We start from the raw sequence: 15567 nt of genomic DNA on the forward strand, positions 1-15567 counted from the left end.
CGCTGTCATGGCCCTCGCTATCGTTCGCCTTGGCAGCCCGCGCCTGCCCGATGAGGGGCTGCGGATCGGCACGGTGCGCCGCCCGCCCCGCGGCGTCCCCAAAAGCGAATTTGCCAGCCAGCATTGGTACGATGTCTGGTTTCCCAACCTGGCCCCCAGCAACGAGACCATGAAGCTGGGGCAGGCAGCCGAGACGCCCGCCCAGTGGGCGGCGTTTGGCAAACAGTACAAGGCCGAGATGGCGCAACCTGCCGCCAGGCATGAGCTGGCGCTGCTGGCCGCCCTCTCCCACACCACCAACCTATCGGTGGGTTGCTACTGCGAGCAGGAGTCCCGCTGCCATCGCACCATTTTGAAAGAGCTGCTGGTAGGCGCGGGCGCCGCCATTCGCTAACTCGGTGAGCGACAGCGATGGGATGGGGAATCGCGTCAGCCTGTATATTCGGCAACCATCAGGCATGGATAGACAGAGAGGGCATCCCGCGGATGCCCTCTCTCGTTGTATTCACACCTGCCGCGCCACGCTCGGTAGCAGAGGCTCGATGCCCCCTCTCCTATTGCAGACTGGGCTCCAGCAGCTGCTGCCGTAACGAAGTCTCCTCGGCCTGAGTCATGGCATGTTCCGCCACCCCGGCGGCAGGCTCGATGGCCAGCCAGTGGGCAAGGTCGGCGGCGGTCTCCTCCAGCGGCCGGAAGTTCAACCCGTGGACGATGGCCGCCTCCGCGCTTATAGAGCCGTAACCGGCAAACTCCACCTGCGCGCAGGGCAAAAGGGTGGGATAGCTCTGCCAGGGCTCGATTCCGGCCGCCATCAGGGTCGACCAAGGCAGCCACTCGGGCTGGATGGGGCGGGCGGGCTGCAACCGGGCTCTCAGCCGCTCCAGCCAGTCGCAGAGAGTAATGCCGGGCTTGAGCAAGTTGAAGATGCCCGATAGCTGCTGCTCGGCCGCGCGCAACACAAACTCGGCGCAGTCACGCACATCGAGATACTGCAAGCGATCCTCGCCACTGCCCGGCAGCAACCAGGGCCCACCCTGCTGCACCCGCTTAATCCACCAGGCCATGCGACCGGTGGGATCATGGGGGCCGCACAGCACGCCCGGGCGCAGGATGCAAAGCCGCTCATCCCAACGGGCGCGATACTCCTGCTCGCACAACACCTTGAGCGGGCCATAGTCAGTGGGCATTTCCCCTTCGGGGATAGAGTGCAGCGGCGCCGACTCATCCATTCCGGGCATTGAGAAATCGCGATAGACGCTGATGGTGGAGATAAAGATCAGCCGCTCACAGCGCCCGAGCAAAGCTGCCGAGAGGCTCGCCGCCTGCTCGGGGCGATAGCAGCAGGTATCGATGACGAGATCCCACTGCAACCCGGCCCCTTGCAGGGCGCTCAGGCTCTTGTCCCTGTCGCCGGTGAGCTGCACCAGATCGCGCCAGTCCGGATGCTGGTGCAGGCCACGGTTGAACAGGGTCACTTCATGGCCCCAATCCAGTGCCAGCGCGGTGAGGTGGCGCCCCAAAAAGCCGGTGCCACCGATAATCAGCAGTTTCATCCCTCTCCCTCCCTTCGGCGCGAGTGCGCACATTTCATCCTGACACGCCAGTTGCCTCCACCCTACGCAACTTGACGGTATGGCACAGCCCCCGACTGGCCGGGATGGGACAGGGATCACGGCAACGCCGCAGAAAAGGGCGTAATGAGGCCAAGCCTGCGTTTTGGGGCCGCCTGTGCTAAATTGCCGGGGTTTTCAGTCAGGATCCGCCATGAAGTTCGAAATCGACACCCTCGGGATCATCCGCTCTCCCTACAAGGAGAAGTTCGCCATCCCCCGCCAGCCCGGTCTGGTCAAATCGGCCCGCGCCCACCTCGAGCTGCTCCCCCCTTACGATCAGCCGGATGTGCTGCGCGGCATCGAACAGTTCTCCCATCTGTGGCTAAGCTTCGTCTTTCACCAGACCATGGCGCAGGGCTGGCACCCGACGGTGCGCCCGCCGCGCCTTGGCGGCAACGAACGGGTCGGCGTCTTTGCCACTCGTTCTACCTTCCGCCCCAATCCCCTCGGCCTCTCGGTGGTCGAACTGCACGGGGTCGGCCGCGAACGGGGCAAGCTGTGGCTGGAGCTGGGGGCGGTGGATCTGCTCGATGGCACCCCCATCGTCGATATCAAGCCCTACATTCCCTATGCCGACAGCCTGCCGGATGCCCGTGGTGGTTTTGCCCCCGACGCTCCCACCCCGCCGCTGGCGGTGAGCTTCAGTGCCGAGGCCGAGCAGCAACTGCAACCCTGGCTCAAGGCCCATCCAGAACTGCGCCAGCTGGTGAGCGAAGTGCTGGCGCAAGATCCGCGCCCGGCCTACAAGAAGGACAAGCCCGATGAGAAGGAGTACGGGGTGCGGCTGTTTGACTGCAACGTCCGTTTTCGCATCAGCGAGCCGGATTGCGTGGTGCTGGCCATCGAGCCCGCCTGAACCTGGGCGGGCCGACATCACGGATGCTATTTCACGCCTTCTTCACATCACAAGGGGCTTAATGAGCCTGTAAATTGTGTGGCATTGATCAGACTATCCCCCCGGTTGCCAGTGCTACCATGCAGACAGCAGAGGGCATCTCCTCTCTGACTGATGCCAGCGGCAGGCTATCGATGTATGGCAAGCATGGTAGCTCTGCTGTTGCCGCCAAGGGATCTGGCCTCGCCCCGACACGCTTGAGTGCGGGGATGCCACACGGATGTGACAGCACTTCGAAGGAACAAACCTATGCTGATGAACAGTGAACAACGTTATGGCACCCTGAATATCGGGCTGCACTGGCTGACCCTGTGGGCCATGATCGCCGTCTACGCCCTGATCGAATTTCGCGATATCTTCCCCAAAGGGGACCCTGGCAGGGACCTGATGAAGGAGTGGCACTTTATGCTGGGGCTGCTTATCTTCGCCCTGGTGTTTGTCAGACTGGCCCTGCGCTGGATGAGCCCGACACCCCGCATCGTGCCCGAGCTCTCCCCGGTCATGCACAAGCTGGCAAAACTGGCCCACCTCGCCCTCTACGGTTTTCTGATTCTCACCCCGCTGTTTGGCTGGCTGCTGCTGAGCGCCGCGGGTAAGCCCATCCCCTTCTTCGGGCTTGGGCTGCCTACCCTGCTCTCCCCCAGTCCGGACCTCAAGGGGCTGATCAAGGAGGTGCACGAGACGCTGGGTAATATCGGTTACGCCCTGATCGGTCTGCACACGGTGGCCGCCCTCTATCACCACCATATTCTCAAAGACAACACCCTCGCCAATATGCTGCCGCCGCGCCGCAGCTAACGGGTAACAGAAAAACGCAGAGGGGGCCATCGTGGCCCCCTCTGTTATCTGAACGCCCCCCAGCGACCGTCATGCTATCGACAACATCGGACTATGGTTAAACGACCAGTTGCCGCGAACTCTGAAGTCCCACTGATTCAGTCCCGATACAGCCGGGATGCATTAGGATTCGAATTGACTCGAAGCGACATACACTTTCTAATTGGCAGCCTGGATCCCTATGACCGCTCACATCATGAAAATTCTGTTGGTCGAAGACGACAAGCTGCTCAATCACCACCTCTCCTCTCTGCTGACCGAAGCCGACAATCAGGTCTACAGCACCGACCAGGCCGGGATTGCACTGCACTACGCCGCCGACTATCCCATTGATGTGGCCATCATCGACCTCGGTCTGCCCGATATGGACGGCCTGCAACTGATCCGGCAACTGCGCGAACGGCAGATCCCCTTCCCCATCATTGTGCTGACCGCCCGTGGCAACTGGCAGGACAAGGTCGAAGGACTGGAAGCGGGTGCTGATGACTATCTGGTCAAACCGTTCCAGAAAGATGAGCTGCTGGCCCGACTCAATGCGCTGGTGCGCCGCAGCGCCGGCTTTATCTCGCCCAGGGTGAAGGCCGGTGATTACGAGCTGGATCTCTCCCGCAAGGAGCTGACCATCGCCGGAGAAGTGGCGGTGCTCACCAGCTTTGAATACCTCATTCTGGAGTACCTGATGCGTAACGCCCGTCAGGTGGTCTCCAAGCAGCAACTGCTCGACCAGCTCTACGGCGACGGCGAAGGGGACCCCAACACCATCGAAGTAATGGTGAGCCGCCTGCGCAAGAAGCTGGATCCGGAGGGGACGATTCAACCCATCTCCACCATCCGGCGTCAGGGTTACATCTTCAACCTCTCCTGTAACTGATGCAGTTTCATCTGCCGCGCCCCATCAAGATGATCCGCAGCTCACTGCACATCAAACTGCTGCTCAGCTCGCTGCTGGTCATCGCGCTGAGCATGGGGTTTGCAGTCTACGCCCTCTATCTTGGCCACGTCGAGGAGCAGACCCAGAAGGCCAGCGCCCGGATGCAGGAGAACCTGGCCAAGCTGTTTTCCTCCACCGAGCCGGATGACAAGGGGTCGAACGTCGAGCTGGGACGGATATCCCGTGGTGCGGGGGATCGCGACCTCGATACTCTGATCTGCCGCGCCGATGGCGATCTGGTCTGGTCGAGCCTCCATATGCCGGAGGTGATCAAGGCCAAACAGACCATTTGCGGCGATCTGATGAAGTATCTGGGGGGGATGGATCTCGACTACTTCTTCAAGAAGCACACCATCAAGAACGGCGAGAGCTACTTCGTCTACAGCCTGCGGTTTATCCGCAATCCCGGCAGCGGCACCACCGCCTACTACGTGGTGATGATCGACTCGGCCAAACGCTATCACGAAGAGTCCCGCACCTACCTCTACCAGACTGCCAAACAGGCGCTGCTCGCCTATATGCTGCTGGCCGGGCTGCTGCTGCTCACCACCTTCTGGAGCCTCAGCTCCCTGCGCACCATCGCCCGTCAGATCGACGATATCCGGGCCGGCAAGCGCGATGACCTCTCGAGCGATTTTGAGCGGGAGCTGGCCCCGCTGACCGACTCCATCAACCAGCTGCTGGAAAACGAACGCCAGCAGACCCAGCGCTACCAGCACGCCCTCAACGATCTCGCCCACAGCCTGAAAACCCGGCTGGCGCTGATCCAGATCACCACCCGCGAAGTGAAGCTGGGGCGGGAGATCCACGACAACATCAACGAGCAGATCCTCACCATGGATCAGATGATCCAGTATCAGCTCCGACGGGCCGTGACCGGCCGCCAGCGCCTTGCCAGCAAGGGCACCGAACCGGTGCCGCTGATTGAAAAACTGCTGGCCAGCCTAACCAAGGTCTATCGCCACAAGAAGCTGCAAACCCACTTCAAGTTCGACGATGACGCCCTCTTCCACGGCGAACAGGGCGACTTGATGGAGCTGATGGGTAACCTGCTCGACAATGCTTGCAAGTTTGCCATCAGCGAAGTGAAGGTGACAGTGCGCCGCCATCTCGAGCGGCTGCGTATCGAAGTGGAAGATGATGGCCCGGGTATCGATCCGGCCAAATCGGAACAGATCTTCCAGCGTGGCGTGCGGGCAGACAGTTCACCCGGTCAGGGCATAGGTCTGGCGGTGGTGACCGAAATCGTCCACAGCTACGGCGGCCAGATCCGGGTCGATGAATCCCCCCTCGGCGGCGCCCGCTTTACCCTGGATCTACCCTAACACCGGATAGGCCCGACCACGGGCCATCTGCCACCCGCTGCACTGCCCTACCCAGGGTTAAAAACTCCTGCCTGACACCACCCAATTCAGCAATATGCTATCGAGATGCTTGAGATGTGAGGCATCTCGGTTAAGCTATGTCCGACTCGTTTGTTAACCATTTGATGGACCTGTAATCGCACTATGGAAAACATGTTTGAAAGATTGATGTACGCATCCCGCTGGATCATGGCCCCCATTTATCTTGGGCTCAGCCTCATACTGCTGGCACTGGGAGTGAAATTCTTTCAGGAGATCCTCCATATCCTGCCCAACATACTGGAGATGAAAGAGGTGGATCTGGTGCTGGTCACACTGTCGCTGATCGATATCACCCTGGTGGGGGGACTTATCGTGATGGTGATGTTTTCCGGCTATGAGAACTTCGTCTCGCGCCTCGATGTCGGGGATGAGAGCGACAAACTGGTGTGGCTCGGCAAGCTCGATGCCGGCTCCCTGAAAAACAAGGTCGCCGCCTCCATCGTCGCCATCTCCTCTATTCACCTGCTCAAGGTGTTTATGAATGCCGAGAACCTCCCCAACGACAAGATCAAGTGGTACCTGCTGATCCACATCACCTTTGTCCTCTCCGCCTTTGCCATGGGTTATCTGGATAAACTGACCCGCAAATAGGGGCTAGCCTTGCCATAAACGGCCACCGCAAGGTGGTCGTTGGTCTTGGGTTTAGCAACATGAATCAGATACCATGGCTCCCACACCACACATACCCTCCTGCATTTTTCAAGGAAACCAGATGGGAAATATTGTGTTACAGGGATTTATTATTGTGCCGCCCTCAGAGTTGACGATGGTCAAAGCAGAGCTCGCCACTCATATCGGTTTAACCCGTGCCGAATTGGGCTGCCTGATCTTTAAGGTGACTCAAGATCCTCTCAATCCCTGCCGCTTCGATGTCTATGAAGAGTTTGCTGATCAGGCGGCTTTTCAAGCGCACCAAGCCAGAGTCAAATCCTCTCGCTGGGGGAAAATAACCGTCAATGTCGAGCGACACTATACGGTAACAGGGATTGCATAAATCACAGCCTTGTCATTTTGGCCAAGGTGGCGAACTGGGAGTGGTGCAGAACTCTCCCTCCTCTCGCTACCACAAATGCCCGATTACGCTGTGCTTATCGAGCCTGCGTTACTTCCACTCTTTGTAATTGAGGCCACTATGATCCGCTCATTGTCCGCCACTGATCTGGATGCCGCCGTCGAGCTCTGGTATCAGGCATCGGTGCAAGCCCACAACTTTATTCCTGCAGCCTTTTGGCATGAGCAACGAGCAGAGATGCGGGACATCTACCTGCCCGCCAGCAAGAGCTGGGGCTATGAGGAGGATGGCCAGCTGCTGGGCTTTATCTCCTGGTATCAGGGGTCTGTTGCCGCGCTGTTTATCTCCCCAGATCAGCAGTCACGCGGGCTGGGCCATCAACTGCTCGAACACCTCAAAGCCCAATATCACCGGCTCGAGTTGACGGTCTACGCCGAAAATGAGCAGGCGCGGCGCTTCTATTGCCGCAACGGTTTCAAAGAGGGTGAGCAGCAGTTGTGCGAGCATAGCGGCCACCCCGAGCTGGTGATGCATTGGCAGAAGACTCACAAATAGCATCATCAAAAGATGCGCCTTCGCCCACTACTTTAATTTTAATTAACCAGTTTCATTAACATATTTACACCTCAAGGAAAGTAACATGATAAATAAAATGTTTTTTCTAGTATCAATGGCTTTAAGCGTCAACAGCTATGCCAATCAACATAAAATAATTGGCGTATGGGAATTTAAAATGCCTGATTCAAACTGTTTTGAAGTTCGTGATTTTCGAAATGGTGGTGTTCTATTTAGTCATGCGGCTGATCAGCAGCTAGAATCAAAATATATTGTTTATGAAAAGCCATCATCTGCTGGGTTTTATAAGATGGAAGAGCATATTTTAAAAGATAATGGTGGGCATGACTGTTTAGATATGCCTATGCCAGACCTTAACGATTACGTTTTTTATCTTAAATTTTCTGCATCAGGTAATGAACTGTTAATGTGTTTGGAAGAGAAGTATGAAGCCTGTCTTGGTCCTTATGTCAGAAGGTCACAGGAAGATACGTCTAGCGATAAAAATTAGTCTACTCATGCATTCTAACATCTATCCCTCATTGTATTCTCTTGTTTACCGATGAAATGTCGTTTAGAACAACCTAGCAGAATAGAATCCCCAAAACAATGGCAGATAAAACTTGCCTGTTTTGTGGCCGCCTTGAATGCCATGACGGCATTCTCTACAATGACCCACTTTATTATTCATTTCGGGTTATATCGATGAGCGATACCAGCACCAAACCGGCTCTGCCGGATCACCTCTCCTGCAATCCCCGCAGCCCTCACTATGTGGCCGCCTGCTTCGAGCACCCGATCGGTATTCGCCTGAACGGCAAAGAGCGCACCGATGTCGAGGAGTACTGCATCAGCGAAGGTTGGGTGAAGATCCCCTCCCCCAAGGCGCTGGATCGCCGTGGTCAGCCCATCCTGATCAAACTCAAAGGCACCGTTGAAGCCTTCTACAGCTAATCAGCGCGCTGCTGCTTGATAAACAACAAGGCCACCCTCGCGGTGGCCTTGTTGTTTCCGGTATTGGTACTGGCGTCAGCGTTATCTTAGCGGCACCCACCAGCCCACATTTCTCGCTGGGCAGCTCTTATACCCCCATCCGGTCGCGCAGGGTGTACCAGGCGGCGCCCGCGGCGGTAAAAGGGATACGGAACAGGCGGCCACCCGGGAAGGGGTAGTGCGGCAGTTTGGCAAAGGCATCGAAGCGCTCGGCCTGACCGCTCAGCACCTCCGAGAGCAGCTTGCCCGCCAGATGGGTGCAGGTGACACCGTGACCACTATAGCCCTGCATGTAGTAGATGTTGGGGCCGATGCGACCAAATTGCGGCAGCCGCGACAGGGTGAGCAGGAAGTTGCCGGTCCAGGTGTACTCCACCTTGACGTCGGCCAGCTGCGGGAAGGTCTTGAGCATCTTGGGGATGATCAGCCGCTCGATATCCGCCGGATCTCGCGCGCCGTAGACCACGCCGCCGCCATAGAGCAGCCGATGATCGCCGGAGGTACGGTAGTAGTCGAGCAGGTAGTTGCAATCCTCCAGACAGTAGTTTTGTGGCAACAGCGAGCGAGCCCGCTCCTCCCCCAGCACTTCGGTGGCGATCACCTGGGTGCCGCAGGGCATGCTCTTGCCCGCCAGCTCGGGCACCAGATTGCCGAGATAGGCGTTGCCCGCCACCACCACAAAGCGTGCCTTCACCGCCCCTCTGGCGGTCTTGACCAGTGCGGGCTGCCCCGGGGTAATGCTGGTGACGGCGGACTGCTCGAAGATCTGCCCCCCCTGGATGCGGATCGCTTCGGCTTCTCCCAATGCCAGATTGAGGGGGTGAATATGGCCACCGCTCTTGTCGAGCAGGGCGCCGACGTAGCGATCGCTCGCCACCACCTCGCGCACCCCCTTGGCATCGAGCAGCTCCAGCTGGTCATTGCCCCACTTCTGCCAGCGGGCATATTGGGACTTGAGCTCGTGCAGTTGCTTCTCGGTCTCGGCGGCAAAGACGCCCCCCTGCTGCAGATCGCACTGGATGTTGTAGCGCTTGATCCGCTCGCGGATGATCTGGCCTCCCTCAAACAGCATGGAACCGAGCAGCCTGGCCTGATCCGGCGGGCAGTTCGCTTCTATGGTGTCGATGTCGCGGCTGTAGGAGTTGACGATCTGGCCGCCGTTGCGGCCGCTGGCGCCAAAACCGACCCGGGCCGCCTCCAGCACCACTACCTTGTAGCCCTTCTCCACCAGATGCAGGGCGCTGGAGAGGCCGGTATAGCCCGCCCCGATGACGCAGACATCGCACTCCAGCTGCTCGGTCAATGTCGGGTAGGGCGCGTGTTTATTGGCGCTGGCTGCATAGTAACTGTTTACATGTTCGGTCATGATCCCTGTTTCCTTACCGGTTCGGTTGCCAAACTACTGCCTAGATTAAAAACTGGCCGGGGTGTGGGCGCTGACGATGCGACAGATCTCCCCCGACGGATTGCTGAAACTGTGGGGCTCGCCGGTGTCAATCACATAGCTGTCACCCGCCTCCAGCGGATAACGCTGGCCCGCCACCGTCAGGACCACAGATCCCTCCAGCACAGTGCCAACCTCCTCCCCCTGATGTTTCACCAGACCGCCGGTGTCGGTGCCGGGGGGATAGGTCTCCAGCATAAAGCCGAGCTGGCGGCGGTTGTTGCCGTTGTGCACCAGCTTAAGGGAGACCCCCTGACTGCCCAGCTCGATCAACTGATCAGCCTTGATCACCACCTCCGGGGTGCGGCTCTCCTCCTCGGCGAAGAAGCGCGACAGCGGCAGGCCATAGACGGTGAGCAGCTTTTGCAGGGAGGCGACCGAGGGGCTCACCTTGTCCTGCTCGATCATGCAGATGGCGCCGTGGGTCAGGCCGCTCAGCTCGGCCGCCCGCCGCTGGGAGAGCCCCAGCTGATGGCGCACCACCGCCAGCCGTTCTCCCATGGTATGCGCCCCGGCGTCTGCCGCACCCAGTCCACGGGCCACGCTCTCCCTGCTCTGTGGCCCGCTCATGGCAAGCCCCCTCTTGCTGCGCTATCTCTGCATCCTTGCATCATCAGCCTCCCCTGCTCGCGCGTGATCACATAGGTTCATGCGCTGCCTATTTACCCTACTGGTTAAAATAGCCGACCAGCTTTCCCTTGCCGTTCACTATGTTACACAACGCAACCGTTCATTATTTTGCACACCCAATTTCACCACTCTCCATCACACATCCCGTCTTGACGAGGTAAACTGGGCTACACAGCCCATTTTCTAGCACGCAGCACACCAACAATTCAAATATATTTAACACTTGAAAAACATTTCAGCTCAATTTATGGTCTTCCTGTGCTTATTATTTTATACGGCAGCGACGCAGGAAGGGTCGGCTCACTCCGGCAACCAGCTGCTCTGACCCACACTCGAGGCTTCTCATGTCAGGAACAACATCCCACTCCAGCTTGATCACATCCCGCGCCTACATAGATGGACAGTGGTGCCACGCCGCCAGCGGCCGCACCTTCGAGGTGACCAACCCCGCCAGCGGGGCCGTCATTACCCAGGTGCCCGACATGGATGCCGAGGATACCCGCCGCGCCATCGCAGCCGCCCACGCGGCGCAACCCGCCTGGGCAGCGCTGACCGCCAAGGAGCGCAGCAACAAGCTCTACGCCTGGTTTGCCGCCATCACCGCCCACAGCGACGAGCTGGCCCGCATCATGACCTGCGAGCAGGGCAAGCCGCTGACGGAAGCCAAAGGCGAGGTGGCCTACGGCGCCAGCTTTATCCAGTGGTTCGCCGAAGAGGGCAAGCGCGCCTATGGCCGCACCATCCCGGGCTTTAGCGGCGACCGCCGATTGGCCACCATCAAGCAGCCGGTGGGCGTGGTCGCCGCCATCACTCCGTGGAACTTCCCCATTGCCATGATCACCCGCAAAGCGGGCCCGGCGCTGGCCGCCGGTTGCACTATCGTCATCAAACCTGCCGCCGAGACCCCGCTCTGCGCGCTGGCACTGGCGCTGCTTGCCGAGCAGGCGGGCATCCCCGCTGGTGTCATCAATATCGTCACCAGCCATCAGGCGAGCGCGGTGGGCAACGAGCTGTGCAGCAATCCGGTGGTGCGCAAGCTCTCCTTCACCGGCTCTACCCGCATCGGCAAGCTGCTGATGCGCCAGTGCGCCGACACCATGAAAAAGCTGTCGCTGGAGCTGGGTGGTAACGCCCCCTTTATCGTCTTTGATGACGCCGACCTTGATGCGGCGGTAACCGGGGCGCTCGCCTCCAAATACCGCAACGCCGGGCAGACCTGTGTCTGCGCCAACCGCATTCTGGTGCAGGCCAGCGTCTATGACGCCTTCGCCGAGAAACTGACCGCCGCCGTCAGCACCTTCAAGGTGGGGGATGGCATGGCAGAGGGCACCCAGATCGGCCCGCTGATCAACCCGGCTGCCGCCAGCAAGGTGGCCGAGCTGGTGCAGCAATCGGTCGCCGCCGGTGCCGAGCTGCTGCTGGGGGGCGAAGCCCACCCCGCCGGCCCGCTCTTCTACCAGCCCACCATTCTGGGCAAGGTGGCTAAAACCAACCCCATCCTGCAGGAGGAGATCTTCGGCCCAGTCGCCCCGCTGGTGCGCTTCGAGACCGAGGCCGAGGCCATCGCCATTGCCAACGACACCCCTTATGGCCTGGCCGCCTACTTCTATGGCCGCGATATCGCCCGGGTGTGGCGCGTTGCGGAGCAGCTTGAATACGGCATGGTCGGCATCAACGAGGGGATCATCTCCACCGAGCTCGCCCCCTTTGGCGGCATCAAGGAGTCGGGTCTGGGCCGCGAAGGGGCTGCCGAGGGGCTGGAGGAGTATCTGGAGACCAAATACCTCTGCTTTGGTGCCATTCGCTAAAGCAGCAACACAGAGACAACAGGCCGCCGAATGTGCCCGATGGGCTGTGCGGCGGTAATGGGCGCCAGATCGCCCGCCACACATTCATTCAGGGAATATCGGGGGCTGCGGCCCCTCAGGGAGGAAAGATGAGTCAGTCAGAATCAAACAAGGCGTGGCAAGCGCGCCGCGAAGCGGCCGTGGTCAACGGCGTTGGCACCCTGCTGCCGGTCTTTATCGACCGGGCGATAAATGCCGAACTGTGGGATGTGGAGGGCAACCGCTACATCGACTTTGCCTCCGGCATCGCCGTGCTCAACACCGGCCACAACCACCCCAAAGTGGTGACGGCAGTGCGTGAACAGCTGGAAAAATTCAGCCACACCTGTTTTCAGGTCACCCCGTACCCGGGCTATATCGAGCTTGCCGAAAAGCTCAACGCCCTGGTGCCCGGCCCGACCCCGAAACGCACCCTGTTTCTCTCCACCGGCGCCGAAGCGGTCGAGAACGCCATCAAGATCGCCCGCGCCCACACCGGGCGCAGCGGCACCATCGCCTTCAAGGGGGGCTTTCACGGCCGCACCATGATGGGCATGGCGCTCACCGGCAAGGTGGTGCCCTACAAGACCGGCTTTGGCCCCTTCCCGGGGGAGGTCTACCACATCCCCTTCCCCGCCGATTATCTCGGGGTGAGTGAAGAGGATGCCCTGCACGCCCTCGACCTCTGCTTCAGCGCCGATATCGAGCCGAGCAGAGTGGCCGCCATCATTATCGAGCCGGTTCAGGGCGAAGGTGGCTTCTATCCCGCCTCCCCGAGCTTTATGCAGAAGCTGCGCAACGTCTGCGACCAGCACGGCATCCTGCTCATCTGCGACGAGATCCAGAGCGGTTTCTGCCGCACCGGCAAGACCTTCGCCACCGAGTATTCGGGGGTTGAACCCGACATCATGACCCTGGCCAAGAGTCTGGCGGGGGGCTTCCCCCTCTCGGCCGTGGTGGGCAAGGCAGAGATCATGAACGCGGCCAAGCCGGGTGGCTTGGGTGGCACCTATGCGGGCTCCCCCATCGCCTGCGCCGCCGCGCTGGCGGTATTGCAGGTGATCGACGAGGAAAAACTCAATCAGAAAGCGCTGGATCAGGGCGAGCAAATCAAGGCAGGGCTGGAACGCATAGCCGAGCGTTTTGACTGCATAGGTCAAATTCGCGGCCCCGGGGCCATGGTGGCCATAGAGCTGGTGAAACGCCGTGATGCCAACCAGCCCGATCCCGACCTCACCAAACGACTGGTGGCCGAGGCGGGCAAGCGCGGTCTGGTCCTGCTCTCATGCGGGGTGCGCGCAAATGTCATCCGTTTTCTCGCCCCCCTGACCGCCCCTGCGGCAGTGATTGACGAGGGGTTGCAACTCCTTGAAAAATCACTGGAGGCCGTGCTGGCCTGACCAGCCGGAAAGTGACTGCTCACCTGTGCAAATAAATGCAATTTTGCCCCCTTTTTTTCTTGTCAAGGGGGCCCTGCAAATGCACAATGCGCCGCCACTGAAAGAACCGATGTAAAACAATGGCATCGGTTCTTTTTCAACCAGTGAACAAACCCATAAACGAGGCCGGATCACCCCCGGAAAAGATAGCGAGATTGGCAGCAATCTCCCGACACCACATTCTGTGAGGAACAACATGGGGCATCTCAATGCTTTCCAACCGGCCATGGCCGGTGTGCGCCGCTCTGGCGCCCTTGATTCCCGGGCCTCTCTCCCGGTTTCGTTGATGGACCGTGCCACTCTGGCACTGCATGAGGAACATGCATAATGGCGGCCCAGCAGGTTGGTCTGAAAAAGACCCTCAAGCTGTGGCAGGTCGTGGTTATGGGACTGGCGTACCTCACCCCCATGGCTGTGTTCGACACCTTCGGCATCGTCACCGAGATCACCGAAGGCCATGTGCCGACCGCCTACCTGTTTGCCCTCATCGGCATGCTGTTCACTGCCCTGAGCTACGGCCACCTGGTGCGCAAGTTCCCGTCAGCCGGCTCCGCCTATACCTATGCCCAGAAGGTGTTTCACCCCTATGTCGGCTTTATGGTGGGCTGGACCTCCCTGCTCGACTACATGTTCATGCCGATGATCAACATGCTGCTGGCCAAGATCTATCTAGAAGCCCTCTTCCCGAACGTGGAGCCCTGGACCTATATCTTCGGTCTGGCGGCAGTGATGACCGCCCTCAACCTGCGCGGCATCAAGCTGGTGGCCAACTTCAACAGCCTGATCGTGGTGATGCAGTTCAGCATCATCGCCATCTTCATCGGCCTGATCGCCTGGGGCGTTCACAACGGTGAAGGGCTGGGTACCGTGGCCAGCAGCCGTCCCTTCTTCTCCGAGCAGATCCAGGTATCGCCGCTGCTGATGGGGGCCTCGATCCTCTGTCTGTCGTTCCTCGGTTTTGACGCCATCAGTACCCTGTCGGAAGAGACCCCGGACGCGGATCGGGTGATCCCCCGCGCCATCGTGCTGACGGCGCTGATCGGCGGTGTGCTGTTTGTCACCACCTCCTACTTCCTGCAGCTCTACTTTCCGGACATCTCCCGCTTCCAGCATCCGGATGCGGTGCTACCGGAGATCGCCCTCTATGTCGGCGGCAAGCTGTTCCAGGCGGTGGTGCTGGTCTGCACCACGGTGGCGGTGCTGGCCTCCGGGCTCGCTTCCCACGCCGGTGTATCGCGCCTGCTCTACGTGATGGGTCGTGATCGCGCCCTGCCCGCCCGCTTCTTCGGCTACATCCATCCGAAGTGGCAGACCCCGGCGTTCAACGTGCTGCTGGTCGGCCTGCTGGCCCTCTCTGCGGTGTCGCTGGATCTGGAGATGGCGCTGGCGCTGATCAACTTCGGCGCTCTGGTGGCCTTCACCTTCGTCAATCTGGCGGTGATTGCCCACTTCTATGTGAAGCTGGGCCGCAACAAGTGTCTCAAGGATCACCTGATGTATCTGCTGCTGCCGCTCTGTGGCGCCGCCTGCATCGGGGTACTGTGGCTCAACCTTGAGCCCTCCTCCTTCGAGCTGGGGCTGATCTGGGCGGCGCTGGGGGCCATCTACCTGTTCCTGCGCCTCACCGTGTTCCGCATCCCGCTGCATACCGCCGACAAGGTGGAGATCGCCCAGTAACCACTGACCCCCCTCCACCGATAGAGAACAAGGAGCCTGCGGGCTCCTTCAGACTGCTGACAAACCCCTGGACGCCGATCCCGGGGTTTGATCTAATTGCTGCATGGTCAATAAATGGACTGCGCCATGCTCAGAGAACCCGTACCCCAGCAATTTGAGCTCGAGATGGTCACGCTCGAGGAACTCGTCCCCCAAGACCACCTCCTGCGTAAAATCGACAAGTTCATCTCCTTTGAATTCATTCGCGACAAGGTTCGCCACTGCTATTGCCCAGACAATGGCCGCCCCGCCATCGACCCGGTTCTTTTC

General features: G+C 59.6%; 17 protein-coding genes. 14 read left to right on the forward strand and 3 right to left on the reverse strand.

The genetic code is table 11. The annotated features are described in order from the left end of the window. Positions 1–7: 7 nt before the first annotated feature. A complete protein-coding gene (locus ACW5W8_RS19190; protein WP_498629611.1) occupies positions 8–394 on the forward strand; it encodes a DUF488 domain-containing protein in 387 nt (128 codons plus the stop codon). Between the two features lie 160 nt (positions 395–554). Here ACW5W8_RS19190 and ACW5W8_RS19195 read toward each other — a convergent pair whose 3' ends face one another. After that, positions 555–1553: an NAD-dependent epimerase/dehydratase family protein gene (locus ACW5W8_RS19195; RefSeq protein ID WP_498629613.1), complete on the reverse strand. Its 999-nt coding sequence runs from the start codon at positions 1551–1553 to the stop codon at positions 555–557. Positions 1554–1764: 211 nt separating this feature from the next. Between ACW5W8_RS19195 and tsaA the strand changes: the two genes are divergently transcribed. The 9 genes from tsaA (at position 1765) to ACW5W8_RS19240 (ending at position 8203) form a co-directional block, all read left to right on the forward strand. Next, a complete protein-coding gene (gene tsaA, locus ACW5W8_RS19200) occupies positions 1765–2469 on the forward strand; it encodes a tRNA (N6-threonylcarbamoyladenosine(37)-N6)-methyltransferase TrmO (RefSeq protein WP_498629615.1) in 705 nt (234 codons plus the stop codon). A 288-nt stretch (positions 2470–2757) separates the two neighbouring features. Continuing rightward, on the forward strand, positions 2758–3306 hold the full coding sequence (locus ACW5W8_RS19205) for a cytochrome b (RefSeq protein WP_498629617.1): 549 nt from the start codon (positions 2758–2760) through the stop codon (positions 3304–3306). A 235-nt stretch (positions 3307–3541) separates the two neighbouring features. Further along, positions 3542–4216 carry a response regulator transcription factor gene (locus tag ACW5W8_RS19210; RefSeq protein WP_041201856.1) on the forward strand — a complete coding sequence of 225 codons (675 nt, stop codon included), beginning with the start codon at positions 3542–3544 and terminating at the stop codon, positions 4214–4216. Then, positions 4216–5601, forward strand: coding sequence for an ATP-binding protein (locus tag ACW5W8_RS19215; RefSeq protein ID WP_498629620.1), 1386 nt, complete (start codon positions 4216–4218; stop codon positions 5599–5601). The genes ACW5W8_RS19210 and ACW5W8_RS19215 overlap by 1 nt, the downstream gene beginning before the upstream one ends. Positions 5602–5793: 192 nt before the next feature. After that, positions 5794–6273 (forward strand): TIGR00645 family protein, encoded by a 480-nt coding sequence (locus ACW5W8_RS19220; RefSeq protein ID WP_227096060.1) that lies wholly within the window; start codon positions 5794–5796, stop codon positions 6271–6273. Between the two features lie 121 nt (positions 6274–6394). Further along, positions 6395–6676, forward strand: a complete 282-nt coding sequence (locus ACW5W8_RS19225) for a putative quinol monooxygenase (protein ID WP_498629622.1) — start codon at positions 6395–6397, stop codon at positions 6674–6676. 138 nt (positions 6677–6814) lie between these two features. Continuing rightward, a complete protein-coding gene (locus tag ACW5W8_RS19230; protein WP_498629624.1) occupies positions 6815–7249 on the forward strand; it encodes an N-acetyltransferase in 435 nt (144 codons plus the stop codon). Between the two features lie 85 nt (positions 7250–7334). Further along, a complete protein-coding gene (locus ACW5W8_RS19235; protein WP_498629626.1) occupies positions 7335–7760 on the forward strand; it encodes a hypothetical protein in 426 nt (141 codons plus the stop codon). 194 nt (positions 7761–7954) lie between these two features. Then, positions 7955–8203, forward strand: coding sequence for a DUF3297 family protein (locus ACW5W8_RS19240; protein ID WP_005338226.1), 249 nt, complete (start codon positions 7955–7957; stop codon positions 8201–8203). 127 nt (positions 8204–8330) lie between these two features. Here ACW5W8_RS19240 and ACW5W8_RS19245 read toward each other — a convergent pair whose 3' ends face one another. Together ACW5W8_RS19245 and puuR are read right to left on the reverse strand one after the other, a co-directional pair. Next, positions 8331–9608: an NAD(P)/FAD-dependent oxidoreductase gene (locus ACW5W8_RS19245; RefSeq protein ID WP_498629628.1), complete on the reverse strand. Its 1278-nt coding sequence runs from the start codon at positions 9606–9608 to the stop codon at positions 8331–8333. Positions 9609–9653: 45 nt separating this feature from the next. After that, on the reverse strand, positions 9654–10256 hold the full coding sequence (gene puuR / locus ACW5W8_RS19250; RefSeq protein ID WP_498629630.1) for an HTH-type transcriptional regulator PuuR: 603 nt from the start codon (positions 10254–10256) through the stop codon (positions 9654–9656). Between the two features lie 404 nt (positions 10257–10660). Here puuR and ACW5W8_RS19255 point away from each other — a divergent pair, with 404 nt between their 5' ends. The 4 genes from ACW5W8_RS19255 to ACW5W8_RS19270 all read left to right on the forward strand — a co-directional run. Continuing rightward, positions 10661–12124 (forward strand): NAD-dependent succinate-semialdehyde dehydrogenase, encoded by a 1464-nt coding sequence (locus ACW5W8_RS19255; protein ID WP_498629632.1) that lies wholly within the window; start codon positions 10661–10663, stop codon positions 12122–12124. Between the two features lie 128 nt (positions 12125–12252). Beyond that, entirely contained in the window at positions 12253–13542 is a 1290-nt protein-coding gene (gene gabT / locus ACW5W8_RS19260; RefSeq protein WP_498629634.1) for a 4-aminobutyrate--2-oxoglutarate transaminase, read from the forward strand. 366 nt (positions 13543–13908) lie between these two features. Then, complete coding sequence (locus ACW5W8_RS19265; protein ID WP_005359067.1) at positions 13909–15258, forward strand: APC family permease; 1350 nt, start codon at positions 13909–13911, stop codon at positions 15256–15258. A 126-nt stretch (positions 15259–15384) separates the two neighbouring features. Next, the coding region (locus tag ACW5W8_RS19270; protein ID WP_498629636.1) for a transposase at positions 15385–15567 on the forward strand (183 nt) is incomplete at its 3' end.

The sequence above is a fragment of the Aeromonas aquatilis genome (assembly GCF_054052405.1).

Excerpts from the sequence above, each read along its gene's own strand:
- ACW5W8_RS19190 (WP_498629611.1), top strand. The coding sequence starts at position 8 with ATGGCCCTCGCTATCGTTCGCCTTGGCAGCCCGCGCCTGCCCGATGAG.
- ACW5W8_RS19195 (WP_498629613.1), bottom strand. The coding sequence starts at position 1,553 with ATGAAACTGCTGATTATCGGTGGCACCGGCTTTTTGGGGCGCCACCTC.
- tsaA (WP_498629615.1), top strand. The coding sequence starts at position 1,765 with ATGAAGTTCGAAATCGACACCCTCGGGATCATCCGCTCTCCCTACAAG.
- ACW5W8_RS19205 (WP_498629617.1), top strand. The coding sequence starts at position 2,758 with ATGCTGATGAACAGTGAACAACGTTATGGCACCCTGAATATCGGGCTG.
- ACW5W8_RS19210 (WP_041201856.1), top strand. The coding sequence starts at position 3,542 with ATGAAAATTCTGTTGGTCGAAGACGACAAGCTGCTCAATCACCACCTC.
- ACW5W8_RS19215 (WP_498629620.1), top strand. The coding sequence starts at position 4,216 with ATGCAGTTTCATCTGCCGCGCCCCATCAAGATGATCCGCAGCTCACTG.
- ACW5W8_RS19220 (WP_227096060.1), top strand. The coding sequence starts at position 5,794 with ATGTTTGAAAGATTGATGTACGCATCCCGCTGGATCATGGCCCCCATT.
- ACW5W8_RS19225 (WP_498629622.1), top strand. The coding sequence starts at position 6,395 with ATGGGAAATATTGTGTTACAGGGATTTATTATTGTGCCGCCCTCAGAG.
- ACW5W8_RS19230 (WP_498629624.1), top strand. The coding sequence starts at position 6,815 with ATGATCCGCTCATTGTCCGCCACTGATCTGGATGCCGCCGTCGAGCTC.
- ACW5W8_RS19235 (WP_498629626.1), top strand. The coding sequence starts at position 7,335 with ATGATAAATAAAATGTTTTTTCTAGTATCAATGGCTTTAAGCGTCAAC.
- ACW5W8_RS19240 (WP_005338226.1), top strand. The coding sequence starts at position 7,955 with ATGAGCGATACCAGCACCAAACCGGCTCTGCCGGATCACCTCTCCTGC.
- ACW5W8_RS19245 (WP_498629628.1), bottom strand. The coding sequence starts at position 9,608 with ATGACCGAACATGTAAACAGTTACTATGCAGCCAGCGCCAATAAACAC.
- puuR (WP_498629630.1), bottom strand. The coding sequence starts at position 10,256 with ATGAGCGGGCCACAGAGCAGGGAGAGCGTGGCCCGTGGACTGGGTGCG.
- ACW5W8_RS19255 (WP_498629632.1), top strand. The coding sequence starts at position 10,661 with ATGTCAGGAACAACATCCCACTCCAGCTTGATCACATCCCGCGCCTAC.
- gabT (WP_498629634.1), top strand. The coding sequence starts at position 12,253 with ATGAGTCAGTCAGAATCAAACAAGGCGTGGCAAGCGCGCCGCGAAGCG.
- ACW5W8_RS19265 (WP_005359067.1), top strand. The coding sequence starts at position 13,909 with ATGGCGGCCCAGCAGGTTGGTCTGAAAAAGACCCTCAAGCTGTGGCAG.